Genomic DNA, 23883 nt, shown 5'->3' with positions numbered 1-23883 from the left:
CAGGTCAGACTTTCAGCATGGACGGGCAACGCGACGATGGGCACGACGACGCCGATGACCGGGACGACCCGGTGACCGGCGACGATCAGCCGCGCCCGACGACGGGTTGGTGGGTCGGCGCGGCCGGCCCGCTGCGCCGCCTCGGGCTGATCGTCGCCGTCCTCGCCGTGGCCCTGACGGGGGCGGTGCTCGGGGTGCTGGCCGGTGGCCAGGTGAGCACCGACATCGGCCCGTTCCGGGCCAATCTCAGCATCTCCCCCGCCCGGGACGGCGGCACCACCGTCGACATCCCGCCGCTCGGTGCGCTGCTGCTCGACAGCCACGACGGGCCGACGCATCTCACCGTCCGGCTGGGCGCCCTCGACCAGGGGCGCACCGAGGCGCTGATCGATGATCCGGCCAGCATCAGCCGGGCCAGCCAGAGCGCCGTGGAGGACGTCCGGTCCGGGGTGATGCGCCTCGGCCTGCGTACCCTCGGCGCGTCGGTGCTTGTCACGTTGATCCTGGCCGGGCTGATCTTCCGCGACGTCCGGCGCACCGCCTGGGCGGGTGGGCTGGCGCTGCTGGTCACCGCCAGCAGCCTCGGCACGGCGGCGGCGACCCTTCGTCCGCAGGCCATCGAGGAACCGCGCTACGAGGGGCTGCTGGTCAACGCGCCGGCCATCGTCGGTGACGCCCGCCGGATCGCCAACGACTACACGAAGTACGCGGAGCAGTTGCAGCGCCTGGTCGGCAACGTCAGCCAGCTCTACACCACCGTCTCGGCGCTTCCGCTGTTGGAGCCGACCCCGGGCACCACCCGGGTGCTGCACGTCTCCGACATGCACCTCAACCCGACCGGCTGGCAGCTGATCCGGACGGTCGTGGAGCAGTTCGGCATCGACGTGGTGATCGACACCGGGGACATCACCGACTGGGGCAGCGAACCGGAAGCCTCCTTCGTCGCCTCGATCGGCCTGCTGAAGAAGCCGTACGTCTTCATCAGGGGCAACCACGACTCCGGCAAGACCGCCGCCGCGGTGGCCCGTCAGCCGAACGCGATCGTGTTGAACAACACGACCACGACGGTCGCCGGGCTGACCATCGCCGGCATCGGCGACCCGCGCTTCACCCCGGACAAGAACACCTCCCCGGCCGGCAGCGGGTTGACCCAGCAGGTGGCCGACCAGGTGATCGGGGCCGGCAACCAGCTCGCCGCGACGGTCCGCAGCTCACCGCGACCGGTCAACATCGCGCTCGTGCACGACCCGGCGTCGGCTGGGCCGCTCGCCGGCACCTGCCCGCTGGTGCTGGCCGGGCACACCCACTCCCGGCAGGTCTCCGAGCTGCCGCAGGCGCCCGGGCAGCAGCGCACCACGCTGATGGTGGAGGGCTCCACCGGCGGCGCCGGGCTGCGCGGCCTGGAGGGTGAGAAGCCCACCCCGCTGTCGATGAGCGTGCTCTACTTCGACCAGCAGAAGATGCTCCAGGCGTACGACACCATCACCGTCGGCGGTACCGGGCAGGCCCAGGTCAACCTGGAACGACGCCTGGTGGAGAACCCGGCCGCCGGCGTCCCCGCCACACCCACGCCCACGCCGAGCGGCGGCGTCCCCGCCACGCCCACGCCCACGCCGACGGGCTGAGCCGACGTCGACGCCCGCCAGCCCGGCGGACCGGCGGACCGGCGGGCGGGCGACGGGTCAGCGGAGGGCGATGGCGGCCAGGGCGGCGTTGACGATGCTGCCGGGCAGCAGGTCGTGCAGTTCGTACAGCTCGGCGACGCTGCCGGACTGGCCGAACTCGTCCACGCCGAGCGGCACCGCCGGTGCGCCGACCGCCGAACCGAGCCAGGCCATCGCGTGCGACGCGGCGTCGTGCACTGTCACCACCGGCACCCGATCGGCGAACGCGGACCGCAGCGCGCCCGGCACGCTGGGCACCGTGGCCGTCCGTACGCCCTGGCGAAGGGTGCGCTGCCAGGCCCGGTAGAGCCGGTCCAGCGAGGTCACGTCGACCACGTGCGCGGCGATGCCCTCGTCGGCCAACTCCGCCGCGGCGGCGAGCACCTCGGGCAGCACGGCACCGGAGGCGGCCAGCTGCACCACCGGGGCGTCGACCAGGTGCGGGTACGCCTGGTGCGCGTCGACCAGCCGGTACGCCCCGGCGACGACCTGCCGGCGCAGCACCGCGTCGCCGAGCCGCGCCCGGGCCGCCTCGAACGGCGCCTGATCCAGCGGTCGGGTGCTCAACCGGAAGTAGTACGCGCCGTCCTCGGCGGGTGCGGCGGTCGCGGCCGGGGCCGACCCGCCGGCGATCTGACCGAGCGCGTCGCAGAGCAGCCAGTCGAGGGTGGCCGCGTACGCCGGCTCGATGAAGGTCACCCCGGGCAACTCCAGGCCGACCGAGGCGGTGATCGTGGACTGGTGGGCGCCGCCCTCCGGGGCGAGGGTGATGCCCGACGGGGTGCCGGCCACCACGAACCGGGAGCCGGAGTAGGTGCCGTACAGGAACGCGTCGAGGCCGCGCAGCACGAACGGGTCGTAGACGGTTCCGATCGGCAGCAGCGGCTGCCCGGACAGATCCCAGGACAGCCCGAGCTGGCCGAGCAGCAGGAACAGGTTCATCTCCGAGATGCCCAGCTCGATGTGCTGCCCAGCGGGGCTCTCCGTCCAGCGCAGCATCCGGTCCTCGGTCCAGGAACGCTGCTCGGTGGGGGCGAACACCCCGGTCTTGTTGATGAACCCGGCGAGGTTGGTGGAGGTGGCCACGTCCGGGGCGGTGGTGACCAGGTAGCGGCCCACCTCCCGGTCCCGCGCCAGGTCCACCAGCACCCGACCGAAGACCTCCTGCGTGGAGATCGGCTTGTTGGCGCGTACTCCTGTGCTTTCCGGGACGGTGACCCCCAGCGCACGCTCGCGTGGCGCGCGGGACAGCGCCTCCCGGCGGGCGCCGGCCTGGATCCCGGCGGGTGACGCCGGGTCGAGGCGGTCCCACTCGGTCTCGGCGGTCAACCCCTGCGCGGCGCGCAGCGTGTCGACCTGCTCCGAGCTGAGCAGCGCGGAATGGTTGCGCGGATTGCCGGCGATGGGCAACCCCCAACCCTTCACTGTGTACGCGAAGACGACGCTGGGCCGGTCGGTGACCGCGTCGCACTGGGCGTACGCGTCCAGCATCGCCTGAAGGTCGTGCCCGCCCAGGTCGGTGACGAGCGGGCCGAGCTCCTCGTCGGAGACGTCGGCGATCAGCTCGGCGATGCCGGCCGGAGCGCCGTCCAGGAACTGCTTGCGCAGCACCGGCCCGACCAGCCCGAACAGCGACTGGTACTGCTCGTTCGGCATCGCGTCGATCCAGTCGCGCAGCGCCTCCCCGCCCGGCCGGGCGTACGCCTCGGCGAGCCGGCGGCCGTACTTGACCTCCACGACGTGCCAGCCGGCCGCCTCGAACTGGCCCCGCCACTGGTTGATCCGGATGCCGGGGACCACCCGGTCCAGCGACTGGCGGTTGAAGTCGACGAGCCACATGACGTTGCCCAGCCCGGTGGTCGCCGGGTCGGCCACCGCCTCCCAGATGTTGCCCTCGTCCAGCTCGGCGTCGCCGATCAACGCCACGAACCGGGAGTGCGGGCGGGCCCCGAAGTGCGCGTCGACGTACCGCCGGGTGGCGGCGGCGAAGAGCGGCGCCGCCGCGCCCAGGCCAACCGAGCCGGTGGAGAAGTCCACAGCGTCCGGGTCCTTGGTGCGCGACGGGTACGACTGGAGGCCGCCACGGGCCCGCAGCCGGGGCAGGTAGGAGCGGTCCAGGTTGCCGAGCAGGTACTGGATGGCGTGGAACGCCGGGGACGCGTGCGGCTTCACGGCGACCCGGTCCTCGGCGTCCAGGTGCGCGAACCAGAGCGCGGTCATCGCCGTGACCAGGGAGGCGCTGGACGCCTGGTGACCGCCGACCTTCACACCGTCGCCGGTGGCCCGGTCATGGTTGGCGGCGTCCACGATCCGGGTGGCGAGCCACAGCACCCGCCGCTGGATCTCGTCGAGGACATCGAGGTCGTGCTCGGTCACTGTGGCTCCATCCAGGCGTCGCCGTTGACGCCCTCGCGAGGGGTGCGGGGTGGCCGCGTAGTCGACAGGGGTGGCGGAAGGCCGCCGCCGGGTCGCGGCGGCGGCCTGCTCCGGGCGGGTCTCAGCCCTGGACGCCGAGGCGCTCCAGGATCAGCTCACGCAGGGTCTTCGCGTCGGCCTGACCACGGGTGGTCTTCATGACCGCGCCGACCAGCGCGCCGACCGCCGCGACCTTGCCGCTGCGGATCTTGTCGGCGATGCCGGGGTTCGCGGCGATCGCCTCGTCCACGGCGGCGGTGAGCGCGCCGGTGTCCGACACGACCTCCAGGCCCCGGTTGGTCATGATCTCGGTGGGCGAGCCCTCACCGTCGACCACGCCCTCCAGCACCGTGCGGGCCATCTTGTCGTTGAGCTTGCCGGCGTCGACAAGCCCCTGAAGCTCGGCGACCTGGGCGGGGGTGGCACCGATCTCGGCCAGCTCCACGCCACTCTCGTTGGCCCGGCGGGACAGCTCACCCAGCCACCACTTGCGAGCTGCGGCCGGAGTGGTGCCGGCGGCCACGGTGGCCTCGATCAGCTCGACCGCGCCGGCGTTCAGCACCGACTGCATGTCCAGGTCGGACAGGCCCCACTGCTCCTGGAGCCGACGCCGGTGCACCCGGGGCAGCTCCGGCAGGGCGGCCTTCAGCTCGGCGACCCAGGCCGGGTCCGGGGCGATCGGCACCAGATCCGGCTCGGGGAAGTACCGGTAGTCGGTGGCCGTCTCCTTCGAACGTCCCGGGGTGGTGTCACCGGTGTCCTCGTGGAAGTGGCGCGTCTCCTGGGTGATCCGGCCGCCCGCGTCGAGCACCGACGCCTGCCGCAGCATCTCCGAGCGGACCGCCCGCTCCACCGACCGCAGCGAGTTGACGTTCTTCGTCTCGGTACGGGTGCCCCACTCCGCGCCCGGCAGGTTGAGCGAGGTGTTCACGTCACAGCGCAGCGAACCCTCCTCCATCCGCACGTCGGAGACGCCGAGGGTGCGGATCACGTCGCGCAGCTCGGCGACGTACGCCTTGGCCACGTCGGGGGCGAGCGCACCGGTGCCCGTGATCGGCTTGGTGACGATCTCGACCAGCGGGATGCCGGCCCGGTTGTAGTCGACCAGCGACTCCGTCGCGCCGTGGATGCGGCCGGTGGCGCCACCGACGTGCAGCGTCTTGCCGGTGTCCTCCTCGAGGTGCACCCGCTCGATCTCGATCCGTACCGTCTCGCCGCCCACCTCGACGTCCAGGAAGCCGTCGACGCAGATCGGCTCGTCGTACTGGCTGATCTGGAAGTTCTTCGGCATGTCCGGGTAGAAGTAGTTCTTCCGGGCGAACCGGCACCACTCGGCGATCGAGCAGTTCAACGCCAGGCCGATCCGGATGATCGCCTCGATGGCCGCCTTGTTGGCCACCGGCAGCGAACCGGGCAGACCCAGGCACACCGGGCAGACCCGGGTGTTCGGCTCGCCGCCGAAGTCGGTCGGGCAACCGCAGAACATCTTGGTGTTCGTGCCCAGCTCGACGTGGGTCTCCAGGCCGATCACCGGTTCGTAGCGCGCAACGACCTCGTCGTACGCGGGCAGTGTCGTCGTCATCGTGGCTCCTGCCTCACAGCGCCGGTGGGGTGAACGTGCCGACGGCGGACTCCAACGCGGCGGCGACCCGGTACATCCGGTCGTCGGCCATCGTCGGGGCCATCACCTGCAGACCGACCGGCAGCCCCTCGGAGAGCCCACAGGGCACCGAGATGCCCGGCCCGCCGTACAGGTTCGTCGGGATCGTGTAGAGGTCGGCCAGGTACATCTGGTACGGGTCGGCGGTCCGAGCACCCATCGGGAACGCCACCGACGGGGTGGTCGGCGAGATCAGCGCGTCGACCCGCTCGAACGCGGCGTTGAAGTCCCGCGTGATCAGCGTCCGGACCTTCTGCGCCTGCCCGTAGTACGCGTCGTAGTAACCCGACGACAGTGCGTACGTGCCGATCATGATGCGGCGCTTGACCTCCGGGCCGAAGCCGGCCTCCCTGGTCAGCGACATGACCTCCTCCAGCGACCGGTTGCCGTCGTCGCCGACCCGCAGGCCGAACCGGACGCCGTCGAACCGGGCCAGGTTGGAGGAGCACTCGCTCGGGGCGATCAGGTAGTACGCCGGCAGGGCGTACGCGAACGTCGGGCAGGACACCTCGACGACCTCGGCACCCATCTTGGTCAGCGCGTCCACCGACTCACGGAACGCGGCCATCACGCCCGGCTCGGCGCCCTCGCCCACGAACTCGGTCACGATGCCGAGCCGCACACCGGTCAGGTCGCCGATAGCGCCGAGCTTCGCCGCCGCCACCACGTCCGGCACCGGCTGCGGGATCGAGGTGGAGTCGCGCGGGTCGTGCCCGCCGATCACCTGGTGCAGCACTGCCGCGTCGAGCACCGTACGGGCACACGGGCCGGGGGTGTCGAGCGACGAGGAGAAGGCCACCAGCCCGTAACGGGAGGTGCCGCCGTAGGTGGGCTTGGCGCCCACGGTGCCGGTGACCGCGCCGGGCTGGCGGATCGAGCCACCGGTGTCCGAGCCGATGGCCAGCGGCGCCTCGTACGCGGCCAGCGCGGCGGCGCTGCCACCACCCGAACCACCCGGGATCCGGCTCAGGTCCCACGGGTTGTGCGTCGGGCCGTACGCCGAGTATTCGGTGGAGGAGCCCATCGCGAACTCGTCCATGTTGGTCTTGCCGAGCATCACCGTGCCGGCCTCCCGCAGCCGCTGCACGATCGTCGCGTCGTACGGCGGGCGCCAGCCCTCCAGGATCTTCGACCCCACGGTGGTCGGTACGCCCCGGGTGGCGAGCACGTCCTTGACCGCGACCGGCACACCGGCGAGCGGGCCCAGCTCCTCGCCGGCGGCCCGGCGCTCGTCCACCGCGCGGGCCGCGGCGAGCGCGCCCTCGGTGTCGACGTGCAGGAAGGCGTGCACCCGGTCGTCGACAGCGGCGATCCGATCCAGGTGCGCCTGGGTCACCTCGACGGCGGAGGTCTCGCCCCCGGCGACCAGGGCCGCGATCTCCGTCGCGGTCATCTTGATCAGATCGCTCATGAGGCCACATCCTCGGTCAGGATCCGCGGTACGCGGAACCGCTGGTCCTCGGCGTCGGGCGCGCCCGACAGCGCTTCCTCCGGGGTCAGGCACGGCGTGACGACGTCCTCGCGGAAGATGTTGGTCAGCGGCACCGAGTGCGAGGTCGGCGGGATGTCCGCGGCGGCGACCTCGCCGACCTGGGCGACCGCCTGGAGGATCACGTCGAGCTGGCCGGCGAACGTGTCCAGCTCCTCCTCGGTGACGGCGAGCCGCGACAGGCGCGCCAGGTGCGCGACCTCCTCGCGGGAGATGGCGGCCATCCGTGCCCCCTTCTGAATTCCTGCTGGTCGGGCGGTGTGCCGGCCGCGCGACAGGTGGAGCGTGACACGCGGTGACCGGAGCGAGTCTATTGTTCCGCTCCGGTGCCGCGTCCCCGACTCCCCCTCCAGCGACCCTCGTGCCGGGTCAGCGGGTGGGGCGGCGAGCGACATCCGGCTGCGGGTGCCCGCCGGTCGGGCGGACCGGCCGGTACCGGGCCAGCCAGGTGACCAACTCCTCGGCCGGCATCGGCCGGGCGTAGAACCAGCCCTGGGCGGCGTCGCAGCCGGCGGCGTGCAGCATCCGCCAGGTCCGTTCGTCCTCCACACCCTCGGCCACCACCCGCAGCCCCAGCGCGCCGGCCAGCTCGATCATCGACCGGACGATCGCCGCGTCGTCGGCGTCGTCGGCCATGCCGAGGACGAACGACCGGTCCACCTTCACCTCTGACAGCGGCAGGCGGCGCAGGTGCTGGAGCGAGGAGTAGCCGGTGCCGAAGTCGTCCAGCGCGATGGCCACCCCGATCCGGTGCAGGCGGGAGATGGTGGCCAGCACCCGGCGCGGGTCGGCCATCAACGCGCCCTCGGTGATCTCGACCTGAAGCCGCTCGGCCGGCACCCCGTAGCGGGCCAGCCGGTCGGCGATCTGGTCGGCGATCTCGCCGGTGTGCAGGTCGCGCACGCTCACGTTGAGCGCCGCGCGCAGGCCGATGCCGGCCGCCGACCACTTGGCGAGCTGCTCCACCACGTCGTCGACGACACGGCGGGTGAGCAGTCGCATCACGGCGCTCTGCTCGGCGACCCGGATGAGTTCCTCCGGGTCGACCATGCCCCGCCGGGGGTGCCGCCACCGCAGCAGGGCCTCGACGCCGACCACCTCGCCGGTCGCGATGGCGATCTGCGGCTGGTAGTACATGGTGATTTCCCCGGCGTCGTCGGCCGGCTCATCGTCCGCGTGCGCCCACCCGGTCGATTCGAGTGGCTGCCCTGGCGTACCCGGCCCGACGTCCCGCCGACCCCCGTTGCGCCCCTTGCCCGCCGCGCCCCCGTTCGGGGACCGCCGACCGATCCCGCCCCCGGCGCGCCGCTCCCGGACCGGGCCGGAACGGGTACCGGCGACAGTGGCACGGGCGTTGCGGCCCCGGATCGGGTCGGCGCCGGTGGCGATCCGGTTGATTAGCTCATCGGAGTGCACCAGCTCGGCGTCGGTGCGCCGACGGCGTGCCCACCACCGGGCAGCACCCGGCCGTGCTGTGGCGACCGCCGACGCCGGGTCCGCCGCTGGCGCGGACCGGTCCGACGCCGCGGTGGGCAGCGCACCCCCGGCCGGGGCGCCGGTGGGCAGCGCCGCACCGTCACCGCCGCGCACCTCCGCCGACGCGACAAGGGGTACGTCGGCAGTCCGCTCGGCGTCGCTCGGCACGCCGTGCCGGCCGTTCCCGTCCGGCTCCGCACCCTCGCCCTGAACTGCCGACTCCGCGTCGGCGTCGAACGGCCCCTCGGCCGGAGGGCTGGCCTCCAGTACGCGGCGCAGGTCGGCGAGGAGGCCGAGTCGCTCAGCGGAGTTGTGGTCGGACTCCGGGGCGTACACGGCCACCGTGTCGTTGCGGTGCTTGGCGTCGTACATCGCGACGTCGGCGTGGCGCATCAGGGTGGCGAAGTCCTCGCCGTGCTCCGGGAAGAGGGCGATCCCGATCGACCCGCCCACGTCCAGCGGCAGCCCGTCGAGCGGCACCGGCTCGGCCAGCGCCTGAACCACCCGGTCGGCCAACTCCCGCGCCTGCCCGACGTCGGTCAGCCCGGTCATCACGATGGCGAACTCGTCACCGCCCAGCCGGGCGATCATCTGTGGTCGGGGCTGCATGTCGGTGAGCCGGGCGCTGACCTCGACCAGCAGCCGGTCACCCACGGCGTGCCCGAGGGCGTCGTTGACGTTCTTGAACCGGTCCAGGTCGATCAGCAGCAGCGCGAGCTGCCCGTCGGGTTCACCGCGGGCGGTCCGCTCGGCATGCAGGTGCACCTGCTCGGCCACCTCGGCCAGCAGGGCCTTGCGGTTGGGCAGCCCGGTCAGCGGGTCGGCGGCGGCGAGGTGCTGCTGTTCGTTTGTCAACCGCGCCATCCGGTAGACGGCGAAGAGCGGCACCAGCACCAGCGGGATCAGCGCGGCGCTGACCCGCGCCGCCGCGACCAGCACCGGCGCGAGCAGCAGCAGCGAGCCGGTGGAGAGCAACTCGAAGCCGAGGCCCTGGCGGACGGTGGGCCACCAGCGGTCCCCGAACCGCAGCCGCACCGCCCAGCTGACCAACCCGTAGTTGACGACGAACCAGGCCAGCGCGGCACCGCCGACGGCGGCCACGTCGGTCCAGTGCAACCGCCCACCGGAGAAGATCGTGCCCGAGCCGAGCTGGATCACGCCATAGGCGGCAGCGAGGGCACACGCGTACTGGCCGACGTTGAACGCCGTGCGCCACGCCGCGTGCCCCATCCGCCAACCCGAGACGACGACGCCCACCGCCTGCACCACCACCGCCGGGCCGAGACCCCAGCCGAGCAGGATCGCGAAGGTGAAGCAGGTGGACGGGAACACCGCCGACGTCTGCCGGCGCCCCGGCGGCACGAACGGGCGCGCGTCGCAGACCACGGCGAGCGCGGCCATCGTCCAGAACGCCACCGGCAACTCGGACAACTCGCCGGGGAGCGTCGCGAGTGGAACGGCGGCGGTCAGCGCGGCGACCGCCAGGATGCCGGCGATGAAGGCGGCGAACGGTGCGACCCGTCCCGCAGGAAGCGAGTTGCGTGGGTCGGCGACCTCCACCACACCTCCCGACCGACCATCGGCGTGCCGGTGCGCGCGCCGTGACCCAATGAAACGCCCTCGGCCCCCAGTTTCCCGGTATGACAGTCACGAATCGGTCGTAGTCGTAATTAAGTTGGTATACGCGGCCAGTCGCCGTGCCCGGCCGCCGGCGGAGTCAGCCGCCCAGCTGAGCGACCTCCCGGGCGGCGTCCGGGCCGGCGTCCAGCAGGAGTCGGAACCCGTCCTCGTCGAGCACCGGCACCTTGAGACTGGCGGCCTTGTCGGCCTTCGACCCGGGGTTGTCCCCCACCACCACGAAGCTCGTCTTCTTGGAGACCGACCCGCTGACCTTGCCGCCCCGGCTCTGCACGGCCTCGGCGGCCTGGTCGCGGGAGAAACCGGCGAGGGTGCCGGTCACCACCACTGTCAACCCCTCCAACGGGCGCGGCCCCTCGTCGACCGCCTCCTCGGCCATCCGTACGCCGGCCTCGGCCCACTTGCGGACCACCTCGCGGTGCCAGTCCACAGCGAACCACTCCCGGATGCTGGCGGCGATGGTCGGCCCGACCCCGTCGACGGAGGACAGCTCCTCCTCGGTGGCCGCGTCGATGGCGTCCACCGAGCGGAAGTGCCGGGCGAGCGCCTGGGCCGCGGTCGGGCCCACGTGCCGGATGGAGAGCGCCACCAGCACCCGCCACAGGTCCCGTTCCCGGGCGACCGCGAGATTGTCCAGCAACTTGGTGGCGTTGCTGCCCAGGCTGCCGTCCTTGTTGACGAAGAACGGGGACCGGGACAGCTGCTCGGCGTCGAGCTGGAAGAGGTCCCCCTCGTCGCTGATGATCTCCGCGTCGAGCAGGGCGGCCGCGCCCTTGTAGCCGAGCACCTCGATGTCGAACCCACCCCGGCCGGCGAGGTGGAACACCCGCTCCCGCAACTGCGCCGGGCAGCTGCGTGTGTTGGGGCAACGGATGTCCACGTCGCCCTCCTTTGACGGCGCGAGCGGGGTGCCGCAGGCCGGGCAACTGGTCGGCATGACGAACGGCCGGGCATCGGCGGGTCGTAGGTCGACCACCGGGCCGAGCACCTCGGGAATCACATCTCCGGCCTTGCGCAGCACCACCGTGTCGCCGATCAGCACCCCCTTGCGCTCCACTTCGCGGGCGTTGTGCAGGGTGGCGAGTGCGACAGTGGAACCGGCCACGCGCACCGGTTCGAGCACGGCGAACGGGGTCACCCGGCCGGTGCGCCCCACGTTCACGTCGATGTCGAGCAGCTTGGTGGTGACCTCCTCCGGCGGGTACTTGAAGGCGATCGCCCAGCGCGGGGCACGACTGGTCGACCCGAGCCGGCCCTGGATGGAGACCGGGTCGACCTTGACCACCACACCGTCGATCTCGTGCTCGACGTCGTGCCGGTGCTCGGCGTAGTAGGCGATGAACTCCGCCACGCCGGCCAGGTCCGGGACGACCCGCCACCGGTCGCTGGTCGGCAACCCCCACGACCTGAGTGCCGCGTAAGACTCGGACTGCGCCGTGGGCTGGAACCCGCGGCGGGCGCCGATGCCGTGCACCACCAGGCGCAGCGGCCGGGTGGCGGTGACCCGTGGATCCTTCTGTCGCAGGCTGCCGGCGGCGGCGTTGCGAGGGTTGGCGAAGGGCGCCTTGCCCTGCTCCACCAGACCCGCGTTGAGATCGGCGAACGCGGCGATCGGGAAGTAGATCTCGCCCCGGACCTCCACCAGCTCGGGAACGTCCGGGAATTCGGCGGACGCGACGAGCTGGCTGGGCACGTCCCGAATGCTGCGCACGTTTGCCGTGACGTCCTCACCGGTACGCCCGTCGCCTCGGGTGGCGGCCCGGACCAGCCGGCCGTTCTCGTAGGTCAGGTTGATCGCCAGCCCGTCGACCTTCAGCTCGCACAGGTAGGGCACCGGGCCGCCCGCGTCCCGTTCGACCCGCTCGGCCCAGGCCGCCAGCTCCTCGTCGGCGAAGGCGTTGTCGAGCGAGAGCATCCGTTCTGCATGGGTGACCGGGGTGAAGTCGGTGGAGAACGTGCCACCCACCCGCTGGGTCGGCGAGTCGGGCGTCCGCAGCGCCGGAAACTCCTCCTCCAGTGCCTCCAGCTCGCGCAACTGCCTGTCGAAGTCGGCATCGGGGATGGTCGGCGCGTCCAGCACGTAGTAGCGGTACTGGTGCTCGGTCAACTCCTGACTGAGCGCGGCGTGCCGTTCCCGGGCCTGCGGCGTGGGCTCAGCCCCGGCCGCCGCCTCCTGCGCCGGGCTGACCTGCTGACCGATCTGTTCCTCGGACACACCGCCACCTTCGGACACGCCTGCGACCTCCCTGATCACGCTACTCCGGCACCGTATCGGGCCGGTGGGACAATCCGCCGCCCACCCGCGCCCGAAGCGACCTCGCCCTCAGCCGCATCCGGTGATCACGTGATGCTCGGTAGCCGTCGACGGGACGATCCAGCTGTTGACCATCAAGTGATCAAGGGTGACGGCCGAGTGCCACCGGGGGCACGGCGGCGTCGAGGTGTGCGTGCGGCGCGGCGGTGGGGCGGCCGCGGTGTGGCTGGCGGGCGGCACGGGCGGCGGCGGTGTGGTTGGCGGGCGGCACGGGCGGCGGCGTGCAAGGATCGCCGGACGGTGCGACCGGCGGGTCGCCGGGACGCGGAGGTACGGATGCCCGAGGCACTGCTCTGGGCGGTGGCGATCCTGCTGGCCGTCGCCGCCGGCTGGGCGTGGAACAGTTGGCGGCACCGGGTGGCCACCCGGCGTCCGGGCACCCGGCCGGGTCGGGGCGGCACCGGTGGCCGCCGTTCCACCCCGCCGCGGCCCCGTGGCGCCGAACGGCCGTCCACCAAACCCCGCTCGCGCGACACCGACCGGCACGGCGACGCCCCGGCGCCCGGTGAGATCTGGTGGGCCGACGTGCCGTACGCCGACGGCAGCGGGTCGAAGGTGCGCCCGTGCCTGGTGCTGCGCGCCGACTCCCGGGGCGCCGACGTCCTGAAGATCACCAGCCAGGACAAGAGCGACCGGGACGACCACGTGCGGATTCCCACCCGGGAGTGGGACCCGGGCGCGGAGCACGACAGCTACCTCAGCCTCACCGAGCCGATCCGACTCAGCTCGGCCGCCTTCGCCGACCACGCCGGCCGCTGCGACGCCGACCTGTGGCGAAAAGTGCGCAGCCTGCGCCACCTCCCCACCTCCTGACCACCCCTCGCGTCCGCCCGCCGACCATCCCTCCCCGTCCTCGCGGCCGGGCGCCCTCCCCCATCCTCGCGACGGGCGGCGTTCATGATCAACTCGGGTTCCTGAAAGTCGCGGTGTCCTGAGTTCCGGGATACCCCGATTTACAGAAACCCGAGTTGATCATCTCGACGGGCCCCGGCAGGCCGGCCAGCCGACCAGGCGGGCCAGGCGGGCCAGGCCGACCAGGCGGGGCCGAGCCAGGGGCGGGCCAGGGCCGAGCCGAGCCGAGCCGGGGCCGAGCCGAGCCGGGTCAGTCCCAGGTCGCGCCGAGCGTGGCCAGCTGGTCCGCGTACTCGATGCGGTTGGCCCAGTCGCGCGGCCAGGCGGTCATGCCGACGGCCGCGCCCACGAACGCGCCGGCCAGGGCCGCGATCGAGTCGGAGTCGCCGGCGGTGGTCGCGCCGCGGGCCAGCGCCGCGACCGGGTCGTCGGCGTGCCGTACGGCGCAGAGCAGCGCGGTGGCCAGCGCCTCCTCGGCCACCCAGCCCTCCCCGGTGGCCTGACACGGGTCACCACCGTCGTCCGGTTGCGCCAGGGTGTTGGTCAGTCGGCCCAGCACCGCCAGACACTCGTCCCAACCCTGGGCGATGAACTCCTGCGGAGAGGCGGAACCGGCGCGCTGCCAGAGGTCTCCCAGCCACTGCTCGGAGTAGACCAGGCGCTGGGACAGTGCCCGCTCGGTGAGCACCGCGGGAAGGTCGGGCAGCGAGGCGCCCGTGCGCAGCGCGAAGACCGCGTACGCGGTGAGTTCGCTGGCAGCCAGCCCGGTCGGGTGGCCGTGGGTCAGCCCGGCCTGCAACTGGGCCAACCCGGCGAGCGTGTCGAGGTCCACGTCGAGCAACCCGACCGGTGTGACCCGCATGTTGGCCCCGCAGCCCTTCGAGCCGACCACCGTCGCCTCCTGCCAGCGCACCCCACGGCTCAGCTCGCCGCAGGCGCGCAGGCAGGTCATGCCCGGGGCACGGTTGTTGTCCGGGCTGACCGCCCAGGCCAGGAAGCGTCGCCGCAGCAGTGGCTCCACCGCCTCCGGCGTGAACGACGGCGCCTCGTGCAGCGCCCAACCCACCGCCAGCGCCATCTGGGTGTCGTCGGTGACCAGTGCCGGCTCGCCGGACAGCTCACGCGGACCGGCCGGGCCGTACCGGCGCTCGATCTCGGCGACGGTCAGGAACTCGGTCGGCTTGCCCAGCGCGTCACCGTAGGCGAGGCCGAAGAGCGAACCGGAGGCGCGAAGCGCAGAGGTGGGGATCACGGCGGCCATGATGCCCGGCCGCCGCAACCCACGACGCGCTCAGTCCCAGCAGAGGCAGAACGGGTGGCCGGCCGGATCGGCGTAGACCCGGAAGCCCTCGCCCTCACCTGGCAGCCGCCGAGCACCCAGCGCCAGCGCCGCCTTCTCGGCGGCCTCGATGTCGTCCACCGTCACGTCGAGGTGGAACTGCTGTGGGCGCTCGGGATCCGGCCAGGCCGGTGGGCGCAGGTTGAGCGCCTGTTGGAAGGCAAGGCGTGGCTGGTGACCGGGTGGGCCGCCCAGCACCACCCAGTCGTCATCGGAGTTGCCCTCGGCGAGCGGTACGCCGAGCAGCTCGGCGTAGAACGCCGCCAACGCCCGCGGATCCGGGCAGTCGATCACCACTGAACGCAGCTGTCCAATCATGACCGTCATCCTGCCCACCGGGTACGACAGGAAACCTCAGTCCTCGGCGAGGCGCCGCCCGGCGTCCCGGCACGCGGCGAGCACCGCCCGCGCGTACTCCGGGGTGGCGCCGGCGAGGCCGCAGGCCGGGGTGATCACCACCTGCTCGGCGAGTTGGCGACGAGGGAAGCCGAGGCGGTCCCAGACCTGGCGTACCCGATCGGCGATCTGCGCGGAGGTCGGCGTGCCACCGGCCGACGGCGGCCGGGTCGGCGCGGCCCCGGCCAGCAACCCGAGGCCGGCGTCGATCGCCTCGCCCAGCGGGTCGAGCTTGGTGACCAGGTCCAGGTCGAGGGCGACAGCGACGGCGCCGGTGGAGCGGATCAGCTCCAGCGGCACGTCCGGGGCGCAGCAGTGCACCAGCGTCGGCACGCCGACCGCCTCGACGACGGTGCGCAGCAGGGCGGCGGCGTCCACCGACTCGACCGCCCGGTACGCGCCCAGACCGCTCTCGGTCGGCACCCGCCCGGCCAGCACTGTCGGCAGTGACGGCTCGTCCAGTTGCAGCAGCACCGATGCCTGGGGCAGCCGGCGGGCGACCGCCGCGACGTGCGCGCGCAGCCCTTCGGCGAGGGAGCCGGTCAGGTCGCGGACCGCGCCGGGATCGCGCAGCAGTCGGCCACCGATCGGCAACTCCACGGAGGCGGCCAGCGTGAGCGGGCCGGCGGCCTGCACCTTGATCGGCCCGGCGTACCCCTCGGCCTGCTCGGCGAGCTGGTCCAGGTCGCGTTCCATCAGGTCACGGGCCCGGCGCAGGTCGCGGCCCGGGCGTGGGGCGACCCGCCACCGTCCCGCGTACACCTCGACCGGCAGCTCGACGAGCAGCCCGGCGGACCGGCCGATCATGTCCGCTCCGGGGCCACGGGCCGGCAACTCGGGCAGGTGGGGCAGCTCGGGAAGCTCACCGAGGACCACCCGCTGAGCCTCGCCGATGTCGGTGCCGGGCAGCGAACCAATTCCGGTTGCCGCGCCGGCCGGCCAGGGCCACGCCTGATCTGTCACGGGCGAAGGCTATCCCGCGGACACCCGGACCGTGTGGTCAGCCGGTGATGGTCGCGGAGCCGAGGACCACGTCGCCGGCCGGGTCCGGTCGGTACGCCACCACTGCCTGACCGGCGGCGACGCCGCGAACCGGTCGGCGCAGCTCGGCGTGCAGCCGGTCACCGTCGAGTGCGACGGTCGCCGGGACCACGTCGCCGTGCGCGCGCAACTGCACCTCGCACTCGACCGGGGCGTCCGGACGGACGCCGCCGGTCCAGACCGGACGTACGGCGTGCACGTCGGACACGTCCAGGGCCTCGGCTGGGCCGACCGTCACCGTGTTGGTCTTCGGCGTGATGGAGAGCACGTAGCGTGGCCGGCCGTCCGGGGCGGGCCGGTCCAGGTGCAGCCCGCGACGCTGCCCCACCGTGTACGCGTACGCACCGCTGTGACTGCCGACGACAGCGCCGGTGGAGGCGTCCACCACGTCGCCGGGCGCCTCACCGAGCCGACCGGCCAGGAAGCCGCGGGTGTCCCCGTCGGCGATGAAGCAGATGTCGTGCGAGTCCGGCTTGTCGGCCACGGCCAGGCCACGCTCGGCGGCCTCGGTGCGGACCTGCGCCTTGGTCGAGTCACCGAGCGGGAAGATCGACCGGTCGAGCTGCTCGCGGGTGAGCACGGCGAGCACGTACGACTGGTCCTTGGCCAGGTCGACACTGCGCCGCAGCAGCCCGTCCGCGCCGAGGCGGGCGTGGTGCCCGGTCACCACCGCGTCGAAGCCCAGAGCCACCGCCCGGTCCAGCACCGCCGCAAACTTGATCTTCTCGTTGCAGCGCAGGCAGGGATTCGGCGTACGACCGGCGGCGTACTCGGCGACGAAGTCGTCGACCACGTCCTCGTGGAAGCGGTCGGCCATGTCCCACACGTAGAACGGGATGCCGATCACGTCGGCCGCCCGTCGGGCGTCCCGGGAATCCTCCAGGGTGCAGCAGCCGCGCGCCCCGGTCCGATAGGTCTGTGGGTTGCGGGCCAGCGCCAGGTGAACGCCCGTCACATCGTGCCCGGCAGCCACCGCCCGCGCCGCCGCCACGGCCGAGTCAACCCCACCCGACATCGCCGCCAGAACCCTCACCGACCCACTCCCCTTCCCCGTCCCCACGACAACCCTATCCACCAGCCCCGCAAACCCCCCGAACCCTGGCCCCGCCCCGCGCACCCACCGGCGCGATCTTGCAGTTTCTGCGGCGACATATGCCGCACAAGGCGCGAACAGCCAACCGAAAGTGCAAGATCGCGGGGCTGGGCCCGGGTCAGCGGGGGGTGCGGAGGGCGGCGGCTCGGCGGGCTCGGTCGACCGCTGCCGGGAGAGCCGCGATGAGGGCGTCGATGTCGGCCTGGGTGCTGGTGTGGCCCAGTGTGAAGCGCAGCGATGAGCGGGCGCGATCGTCGTCGGCGCCCATCGCCAGCAGCACGTGCGAGGGCTGGGCCACCCCGGCCGAGCAGGCGGAGCCGGTCGAGCAGGCGATCCCCTGCGCGTCGAGCAGGAGCAGCAGCGCGTCGCCTTCGCAGCCGGGGAAGGAGAAGTGCGCGTTGCCGGGCAGCCGGTCGGTCGGGTCACCGTTGTAGATCACCTCGGGCACCGCCTGGCGGACCCGCTCGATCAGGTCGTCGCGGAGCGCGGCCACCCGGGCCGCGTACTCCTGCTGACCCTTCACGGCCGTCTCCACGGCGACCGCGAAGGCGACGATGCCGGCGGTGTCGAGGGTGCCGGAGCGGATGTCGCGTTCCTGGCCACCGCCGTGCAGCAGCGGCGTGGCCGGCACGTCCCGGGCGAGCAGCAGCGCGCCCACCCCGGTCGGGCCGCCCAACTTGTGCCCGGTGACGGTCAGCGCGGCGACCCCACTGGCGCCGAAGTCGACGGGCACCTGGCCGACCGCCTGGATGGCGTCGGTGTGGAAGGGCACACCGTGTTCGGCGGCGACGGCGGCCAGCTCGGCCACCGGCTGGACGGTGCCCACCTCGTTGTTCGCCCACATCGCGGTGACCACTGCCACCTGGTCGGCATGCGCGTCCAACTCGGCGCGCAGGGCCTGCGGGTCGAGCCGACCGACGGCGTCCACCGGCAGCCAGCCCACCTCGGCGCCCTCGTGCTGGGCCAGCCAGTCGACAGCGTCCAGCACCGCGTGGTGCTCGACGGCGCTGGAGACCACCCGGCGGCGGTCGGGCCGGGCCGCTCGGCGGGCCCAGAAGATGCCCTTGACCGCGAGGTTGTCGCTCTCCGTGCCACCACCGGTGAAGATCACCTCGGAGGGCCGGGCGCCCAGCACCGCGGCCACCCGTTCGCGTGACTCTTCGACCCGGCGGCGGGCACGGCGGCCCGCCGCGTGCAGGGAGGACGCGTTGCCGACCTCGCGGGCGGTGGCGACGTACGCCTCCAGTGCCTCATCGAGCATGGGAGTCGTCGCCGCGTGATCCAGGTAAGCCATCGCCGTTCAGCGTACGGCCGACACCTTGGGGACCGGATGCCGGAGGGGACTGCGCGCAAAGGCCGGGGTGGAACTCCACCCCGGCCCGATGCGCGGGGACCCGCTCAGGCGGGCACCGCGGTGACGACGATGTTGTCGCGGTACTTGCGCGCCTTGGCGTCGAACGGCCCACCACAGGTGATCAGGGTCAGCCTCGGCTTGCCGTCGCGGGCGAAGTACCGGTCCAGCGGAATCTTGGTCTTGGCGTACTCCTCCCGGGCGACGACCCGGTAGCGCCGCGCCTCGCCGTCGCTGCCGGTAGCGGTCAACGTGTCGCCCTGGTCCAGCTCACGCAGCCGGAAGAACGCCCCCTTGCCCTGCTTGGCGCTGTCCACGTGACCGGCGATGACCACCGAGCCGGCGTCTGTCTCCAGGCCGGGGCCGTAGCGGTACCAGCCGATCTGGTCGACGCTCGGCGGCACCTCGAACTCGTTGGTCCGCTCGTTGATGCCGACCGCGTTGACTGTGGCGGTGACGCCGATCTCCGGGATCAGCAGCCGTACCGGCGGGATGATCTTCGGGCCGGCGGGCAGTTCACCCGCGGTCACCGGCACCGATGGGGCACCGGCGGCCGTCGGTGCGGGGCTGGCCAGCGTGCTCGCCTCCTCGGCCCCCACCGTCCCGGCCGGCTGGTTGGCGCACGCCACCAGAGCGGCGGCGGTGAGCGCGGCAACGCCGGCGGCCAGGGCCGCCAGCGCGCCGCGATTGCGCACCGTCACTTGCGGCCGGTCCGCGCGGTCGCCATCCGCACCCCACCACCAAGCAGCAGGAGTACGCCGGCACCGGTGAGCACGTACCACCAGGTGTCCACGCCCGTGCCGGCCTGGCCGCCGTCACCGCTGGGCACGCCGCCCGGGGCGGAGTGCAGACCGGTGATGGTCTGGGCCACCACGTCGAGGGTCTTGCCCTCGGCGGAGCCGATCGCGTAGACGATCGTGGCGGTGCCCTCCTTGAGGTTGAGGTCCGCCGGGCCGATGGCCACGGTGTCGGTGCCGGCCAGCACCACGTCCGCCTTCACCTCGCCCGCGTCGACGTCGCCCTTGGCCTCGTTCGGGTTGGTCAGGTCCTCGAAGACCGGGGTGCCACCGGCGCGGACGTCGACCGCCGGGGCGGCGGCGGTGTGCCGGACGATCAGCCGGGCCTTGCCGGCGTCGACCTTCGAGACGTCGTTGACGAACGGAGTGATCTTCGGCTGGCCGGCGGCGTCGAGGTGGGCCGCGATGCTGACGTTCGCACCGCCCGGCACCGCGGCGTTGTCGACCTTCAGGATCGCGCTGCCGATCGGCTCGCCCGGCTTGGTGAGCGCGATGTCGTAGTCGCCCTCCTCCAGGTTCAGCGGGCCGGCGACGTCGCCGGGCTTGAAGTTGTCCAGCGTCTTCTTGCCGTTGACGTAGACGTCGACCGGGGTGTCCGGGATGCCGTGCACGACGGAGACCTTCGACGTGGCGGCGTACGCGGGGCCGGCGGTGAGGGCGCCGACACCGGCGAAGGCCAGCGCGGCGACCGCGCCGCCCGCGGCGACCCGACGGAAGTACGAGAACTGCATGTCTGCCTCCTGATATTTGGTGCTGATTCGTCAGGCCTGGCTTGCAGAACGGGTTACGCCGGCTGTCGGACGGGTGGATGCGCCCCGGAGGCACTTTTCTTTCCGGCCCAGACCGCATCCGGAACGGGGTCGGGAGACGAAGAGCTGGTGAGATGACATCGACCGGGGAAGTGGGGCGGGGACTGTGGCAGCTACAGTCGGGCATGCCCCATCGAAGGCGAGCCGCCCGATGACGGCGCTACGACAGGAACCCGACCCTCCGGTGGACGACCTCGACCGCAGGTTCCGCGCCGGTGACGACGTGGCGCTCCGCGAGGCGTACGACCGCTACGGTCGTGCAGTGCTCCATCTGGCCACGTCCATGCTGGCGAACCGCAGCGACGCCGAGGACGTCACCCAGGCGACGTTCGTCGCCGCCTGGCTGGGTCGCGACACGTTCGACCCGGCCAAGGGGTCGCTGATCGGTTGGTTGCTCGGCATCGGCCGGCGGAAGGTGATCGACCGGATGCGCGCCTCGGCCCGGGAGACCCGGGTGGTGGAGACGGTCCGACAACTGCCCGAGCCGGCGCAGACCCAGCCGGATCCGGACCGCGTGGTGGACCGGTTGGTGATCGCCGACGAGCTGGCTCGTCTCCCGGACGACCAGCGACGGATGCTGGAGCTGGCCTTCTACGACGACCTGACACACCAGCAGATAGCCACTGTGACGGGCGTGCCGTTGGGCACCGTGAAGAGTCACATCCGACGCGGTATGGCGAGCTTGAAGCGCAGATGGGAGGTGGACGGTGCAGCACCTGGACCACGACCGGCTGGTATTTCTGGCACTCGGTGAGAGCGAGGCGGACAACGGGGAGAGCACCCACCTCGGCACCTGCGCGCTCTGCCGCGCGGAGGTCGCGAGCCTTCAGCAGGTGGCGGGGCTCGGCACCGAGACGCAGGGCCTGGCCGACCTGCCCGACCCGCCGGAGCACGTCTGGCAGGGCATCGAAGCCCAGGTCAGGGCTGCGGAGGCCGGGCCGTTGCTGACCGATACCCGTCGACGCCGGGTGCCCGAGCAGGCCGACACCACGACGGCCGAGCAGACCTTCGGCGCGGCGGCCGAGTCGACGGTGACCCGACTGGACCCGGCACGGCGATCCCGTCGGGGTCGCGGCTGGTCCGGTTGGATGGCCACCGCGGTGACCGCGGCCGCCGCCGCGGCGGTCGGCGTGGTGGGCACCGTCTCGGTGCTCCGACCGGACGATCCGACGCCCACCCCGACGCCGGTGGTGGTGGCGAGCGCGCCGCTGGCGGCGTACGGGGCGACCCCGCCGACGGCCAAGGGTGACGCCCGGGTTTTGAAGGACGGCCAACTACATCTGCATGTGGCGAATCTCCCGAGCGTCGCGGGGTACTACGAGGTCTGGCTCATCAATCCGACGACGATGGAGATGTTCTCGGTCGGCACCCTGGGTGGCGGCTCGGACGCGCTGCTACCCCTGCCCCCGAATGTCGACCTCAAGAGCTACTCGGTGGTCGACGTCTCCGCCGAGCAGTACGACAACAACACCCGCCACTCCGGCGACAGCCTGCTGAGGGGCTCCCTGACGGGCTGATCGGCGGGCCGGCTCAGCTCCCCGGCTCGCCGATCAGCTCCCCACACGGCAGTGGCCGCCCGTTCACACGGGCGGCCACTGACGTATCGCTGGCTTACTTGCGCTTGCGGATCTCCTCGGCGGCCTGCGGGACGATCTTGAACAGGTCGCCCACCACCCCGAAGTCGGCCAGCTCGAAGATCGGCGCCTCGCCGTCCTTGTTGACCGCGACGATGGTCTTCGAGGTCTGCATGCCGGCCCGGTGCTGGATGGCACCGGAGATGCCGAGGGCGACGTAGAGCTGCGGGGAGACCGTCTTACCGGTCTGGCCCACCTGGAACTGGTGTGGGTAGAAGCCGGAGTCGACGGCCGCGCGGGACGCGCCGACGGCGCCGCCGAGCAGGTCGGCCAGCTCCTCGACCAGCTTGAAGTTGTCGGCGTTGCCGACGCCCCGACCGCCGGAGACGACCACGCCGGCCTCGGTCAGCTCAGGGCGGGAGCCCTTCTGCTCGGCGACCCGCTCGACGACAGTGGCCAGCTTGTCGGTGTCGGTGACCGACACGCTGAGCTGCTCGATCGCCGGGGTGGCCGCCGCCGGGGCGGGGGTGACCGAGTTGGGCCGGACGGTGACCAACGGCAGGCCCTTGGTGACCTTGGACTTGACGATGGTGGAGCCGGCGAAGGCGACCTGGGTCGCGGTGCCGTCGGCGTCCAAACCGACCACGTCGGTCAGGATGCCGTTGTCGAGCTTGACGGCGAGCCGGGCGGCGATCTCCTTGCCCTCCTGGGCCGACGCCAGCAGCACGGCGGCCGGCTGCACCCGCTTGACCAACTCGGCCAGCACTGTCGCCTTGGGGGCCACCAGGTAGCCGTCGATCTCGTCACCCTCGGCGGCGTAGATCTTCTCCGCGCCGTACTCGCCCAGCTTGCCGCTCAGCGCCTCGGCGGCGCCGGCGCCGCCCAGCACCACCGCGCTCGGGGAGCCCAGCTCACGCGCGAGGGTGAGCATTTCCAGGGTGACCTTCTTGACGCCGAATTCCTTGGTGGCTTCGACGACGACGAGAACCTCGGACATGTCAGACCCCCCTCTCACACGAACTTCTCGGTGGCGAGGAACTCGACCAGCTTGACGCCGCCCTCGCCCTCATCAGTGATCTTGGCGCCGCCGGAGCGCGGGGGGCGCTTGGTGTGCTCGACGACGGCACTGGTGGCGCCGTCGAAGCCCACCTCGTCGGCCGCGACCCCGAGGTCGGCCAGCGAGAGCGTCTGCACCGGCTTCTTCTTGGCGGCCATGATGCCCTTGAAGGAGGGGTAGCGCGGCTCGTTGATGGTGTCCCAGACGGAGACCACGGCCGGGGTGGCGGCGGTGACCACCTCGTAGCCCTCCTCGGTCTGCCGCTCGACGGTCAGCGTCGCGCCGTCGACGGTGAGCTTGCGGGCACCGGTGAGCGCCGCGACGCCCAGTCGCTCGGCGATCATGTGCGGCATGACCTGGACCCGGCCGTCGGTGGACTCGGCACCGCAGATGACCAGGTCAGCATTGAGCTGACCGAGAGCGGCGGCGAGCACCTTCGAGGTGGCGACGGCGCACGAGCCGTGCAGGGCGTCGTCCAGCACGTGCACGGCCTTGTCCGGACCCATGGAGAGCGCCTTGCGGATCGACTCGGTCGCCCGGTCCGGACCCATGGTCAGGATGGTGACCTCGCCGCCGTGCGCCTCCTTGATCTTCAGCGCCTCCTCGATGGCGTACTCGTCCATCTCGTTGATCACGTTGTTCGCCGAACCGCGGTCGACGGTGTTGTCGTCATTGCGCAGGTTGCGGTCCGCGCCCGAATCAGGCACCTGCTTGACGAGTACGACGATGTTCATCGCGCTTCGACGACCCTCCTGTGTGGTGTTGCGATTCGCTCGCCCGGTCTGGGGCGCAGCGTCGCGCGTCGGTCGACGCCAGGTCAACCGCGGGCGGTTGTGCAGTTGCCCACGGCGCAATGTTACCTGCCAGTAGGTTGCGCTCCCGCAGCACTCAGAGTGACACAGCTCACCGACGCGCAGC

The 23883-nt window shown here is 72.4% G+C and carries 19 protein-coding genes; 4 read left to right on the top strand and 15 right to left on the bottom strand.

From position 1 onward, the window contains the following. The first annotated feature begins 17 nt into the window (after positions 1 to 17). A complete protein-coding gene (locus GUI43_RS13305) occupies positions 18 to 1625 on the top strand; it encodes a metallophosphoesterase (protein WP_112604403.1) in 1608 nt (535 codons plus the stop codon). A gap of 57 nt (positions 1626 to 1682) precedes the next feature. Here the strand turns inward: GUI43_RS13305 and GUI43_RS13300 are convergent, their stop codons facing one another. The 6 genes from GUI43_RS13300 to ligA form a co-directional block, all read right to left on the bottom strand. Beyond that, positions 1683 to 4040: a thiamine pyrophosphate-binding protein gene (locus GUI43_RS13300; protein ID WP_112604405.1), complete on the bottom strand. Its 2358-nt coding sequence runs from the start codon at positions 4038 to 4040 to the stop codon at positions 1683 to 1685. Between the two features lie 121 nt (positions 4041 to 4161). Beyond that, a complete protein-coding gene (gatB, locus tag GUI43_RS13295; protein ID WP_112698910.1) occupies positions 4162 to 5661 on the bottom strand; it encodes an Asp-tRNA(Asn)/Glu-tRNA(Gln) amidotransferase subunit GatB in 1500 nt (499 codons plus the stop codon). Between the two features lie 13 nt (positions 5662 to 5674). Beyond that, positions 5675 to 7150 (bottom strand): Asp-tRNA(Asn)/Glu-tRNA(Gln) amidotransferase subunit GatA, encoded by a 1476-nt coding sequence (gene gatA, locus GUI43_RS13290; protein WP_112698909.1) that lies wholly within the window; start codon positions 7148 to 7150, stop codon positions 5675 to 5677. Further along, positions 7147 to 7452 carry an Asp-tRNA(Asn)/Glu-tRNA(Gln) amidotransferase subunit GatC gene (gene gatC, locus GUI43_RS13285; protein WP_091393256.1) on the bottom strand — a complete coding sequence of 102 codons (306 nt, stop codon included), beginning with the start codon at positions 7450 to 7452 and terminating at the stop codon, positions 7147 to 7149. The genes gatA and gatC overlap by 4 nt, the downstream gene beginning before the upstream one ends. Positions 7453 to 7597: 145 nt before the next feature. Continuing rightward, positions 7598 to 10264: a putative bifunctional diguanylate cyclase/phosphodiesterase gene (locus tag GUI43_RS13280; RefSeq protein ID WP_112698922.1), complete on the bottom strand. Its 2667-nt coding sequence runs from the start codon at positions 10262 to 10264 to the stop codon at positions 7598 to 7600. A gap of 157 nt (positions 10265 to 10421) precedes the next feature. Further along, positions 10422 to 12557, bottom strand: a complete 2136-nt coding sequence (ligA, locus tag GUI43_RS13275) for an NAD-dependent DNA ligase LigA (protein WP_112698908.1) — start codon at positions 12555 to 12557, stop codon at positions 10422 to 10424. A 375-nt stretch (positions 12558 to 12932) separates the two neighbouring features. Here ligA and GUI43_RS13270 point away from each other — a divergent pair, with 375 nt between their 5' ends. After that, positions 12933 to 13469 carry a type II toxin-antitoxin system PemK/MazF family toxin gene (locus GUI43_RS13270; RefSeq protein ID WP_112698907.1) on the top strand — a complete coding sequence of 179 codons (537 nt, stop codon included), beginning with the start codon at positions 12933 to 12935 and terminating at the stop codon, positions 13467 to 13469. Between the two features lie 289 nt (positions 13470 to 13758). On the opposite strand, the gene GUI43_RS13265 is transcribed toward GUI43_RS13270, so the two are convergent. The 7 genes from GUI43_RS13265 to GUI43_RS13235 all read right to left on the bottom strand — a co-directional run bounded on the left by GUI43_RS13265 (position 13759) and on the right by GUI43_RS13235 (position 20256). Continuing rightward, the gene (locus tag GUI43_RS13265; RefSeq protein ID WP_170158722.1) at positions 13759 to 14769 is read right to left on the bottom strand and encodes an ADP-ribosylglycohydrolase family protein; all 1011 of its coding nucleotides are present in this window, start codon (positions 14767 to 14769) and stop codon (positions 13759 to 13761) included. 30 nt (positions 14770 to 14799) lie between these two features. Beyond that, the gene (locus GUI43_RS13260; protein WP_181518643.1) at positions 14800 to 15165 is read right to left on the bottom strand and encodes a VOC family protein; all 366 of its coding nucleotides are present in this window, start codon (positions 15163 to 15165) and stop codon (positions 14800 to 14802) included. Between the two features lie 36 nt (positions 15166 to 15201). Next, a complete protein-coding gene (locus GUI43_RS13255) occupies positions 15202 to 16206 on the bottom strand; it encodes a methionine synthase (RefSeq protein ID WP_112582090.1) in 1005 nt (334 codons plus the stop codon). Between the two features lie 37 nt (positions 16207 to 16243). Then, positions 16244 to 17317: a tRNA 2-thiouridine(34) synthase MnmA gene (gene mnmA, locus GUI43_RS13250; protein WP_181518644.1), complete on the bottom strand. Its 1074-nt coding sequence runs from the start codon at positions 17315 to 17317 to the stop codon at positions 16244 to 16246. A 178-nt stretch (positions 17318 to 17495) separates the two neighbouring features. Then, the gene (locus GUI43_RS13245; RefSeq protein ID WP_112582093.1) at positions 17496 to 18671 is read right to left on the bottom strand and encodes a cysteine desulfurase family protein; all 1176 of its coding nucleotides are present in this window, start codon (positions 18669 to 18671) and stop codon (positions 17496 to 17498) included. Between the two features lie 104 nt (positions 18672 to 18775). Next, complete coding sequence (locus GUI43_RS13240) at positions 18776 to 19429, bottom strand: class F sortase (RefSeq protein WP_112698906.1); 654 nt, start codon at positions 19427 to 19429, stop codon at positions 18776 to 18778. Further along, positions 19426 to 20256 carry a DUF4397 domain-containing protein gene (locus GUI43_RS13235; protein WP_112604411.1) on the bottom strand — a complete coding sequence of 277 codons (831 nt, stop codon included), beginning with the start codon at positions 20254 to 20256 and terminating at the stop codon, positions 19426 to 19428. Before GUI43_RS13235 ends, GUI43_RS13240 begins: the two co-directional genes overlap by 4 nt. A gap of 229 nt (positions 20257 to 20485) precedes the next feature. Between GUI43_RS13235 and GUI43_RS13230 the strand changes: the two genes are divergently transcribed. Both GUI43_RS13230 and GUI43_RS13225 read left to right on the top strand, forming a co-directional pair. Then, on the top strand, positions 20486 to 21088 hold the full coding sequence (locus GUI43_RS13230) for an RNA polymerase sigma factor (RefSeq protein ID WP_112582098.1): 603 nt from the start codon (positions 20486 to 20488) through the stop codon (positions 21086 to 21088). Next, entirely contained in the window at positions 21042 to 21851 is an 810-nt protein-coding gene (locus GUI43_RS13225; protein WP_112582099.1) for an anti-sigma factor, read from the top strand. Before GUI43_RS13230 ends, GUI43_RS13225 begins: the two co-directional genes overlap by 47 nt. A gap of 94 nt (positions 21852 to 21945) precedes the next feature. On the opposite strand, the gene GUI43_RS13220 is transcribed toward GUI43_RS13225, so the two are convergent. Both GUI43_RS13220 and GUI43_RS13215 read right to left on the bottom strand, forming a co-directional pair. Further along, positions 21946 to 22905 carry an electron transfer flavoprotein subunit alpha/FixB family protein gene (locus tag GUI43_RS13220; protein ID WP_112582101.1) on the bottom strand — a complete coding sequence of 320 codons (960 nt, stop codon included), beginning with the start codon at positions 22903 to 22905 and terminating at the stop codon, positions 21946 to 21948. A 14-nt stretch (positions 22906 to 22919) separates the two neighbouring features. Then, positions 22920 to 23699, bottom strand: a complete 780-nt coding sequence (locus tag GUI43_RS13215; protein ID WP_112582103.1) for an electron transfer flavoprotein subunit beta/FixA family protein — start codon at positions 23697 to 23699, stop codon at positions 22920 to 22922. Positions 23700 to 23883: the final 184 nt, after the last annotated feature.

Origin of the sequence: Micromonospora noduli, assembly GCF_003264365.1 — a bacterium.
GTDB lineage: Bacteria > Actinomycetota > Actinomycetes > Mycobacteriales > Micromonosporaceae > Micromonospora > Micromonospora noduli.
The sequence above is the reverse complement of the archived record's forward strand: the minus strand, read 5'-3'. Positions and strand labels throughout refer to the sequence as shown.

What these genes read in the sequence shown, in the direction of transcription:
- GUI43_RS13305 (WP_112604403.1), top strand. Translation starts at nt 18, where the DNA reads ATGGACGGGCAACGCGACGATGGGCACGACGACGCCGATGACCGGGAC.
- gatB (WP_112698910.1), bottom strand. Translation starts at nt 5,661, where the DNA reads ATGACGACGACACTGCCCGCGTACGACGAGGTCGTTGCGCGCTACGAA.
- gatA (WP_112698909.1), bottom strand. Translation starts at nt 7,150, where the DNA reads ATGAGCGATCTGATCAAGATGACCGCGACGGAGATCGCGGCCCTGGTC.
- gatC (WP_091393256.1), bottom strand. Translation starts at nt 7,452, where the DNA reads ATGGCCGCCATCTCCCGCGAGGAGGTCGCGCACCTGGCGCGCCTGTCG.
- GUI43_RS13270 (WP_112698907.1), top strand. Translation starts at nt 12,933, where the DNA reads ATGCCCGAGGCACTGCTCTGGGCGGTGGCGATCCTGCTGGCCGTCGCC.
- GUI43_RS13265 (WP_170158722.1), bottom strand. Translation starts at nt 14,769, where the DNA reads ATGGCCGCCGTGATCCCCACCTCTGCGCTTCGCGCCTCCGGTTCGCTC.
- GUI43_RS13260 (WP_181518643.1), bottom strand. Translation starts at nt 15,165, where the DNA reads ATGATTGGACAGCTGCGTTCAGTGGTGATCGACTGCCCGGATCCGCGG.
- GUI43_RS13245 (WP_112582093.1), bottom strand. Translation starts at nt 18,671, where the DNA reads ATGGCTTACCTGGATCACGCGGCGACGACTCCCATGCTCGATGAGGCA.
- GUI43_RS13235 (WP_112604411.1), bottom strand. Translation starts at nt 20,256, where the DNA reads ATGCAGTTCTCGTACTTCCGTCGGGTCGCCGCGGGCGGCGCGGTCGCC.
- GUI43_RS13230 (WP_112582098.1), top strand. Translation starts at nt 20,486, where the DNA reads ATGACGGCGCTACGACAGGAACCCGACCCTCCGGTGGACGACCTCGAC.
- GUI43_RS13220 (WP_112582101.1), bottom strand. Translation starts at nt 22,905, where the DNA reads ATGTCCGAGGTTCTCGTCGTCGTCGAAGCCACCAAGGAATTCGGCGTC.
- GUI43_RS13215 (WP_112582103.1), bottom strand. Translation starts at nt 23,699, where the DNA reads ATGAACATCGTCGTACTCGTCAAGCAGGTGCCTGATTCGGGCGCGGAC.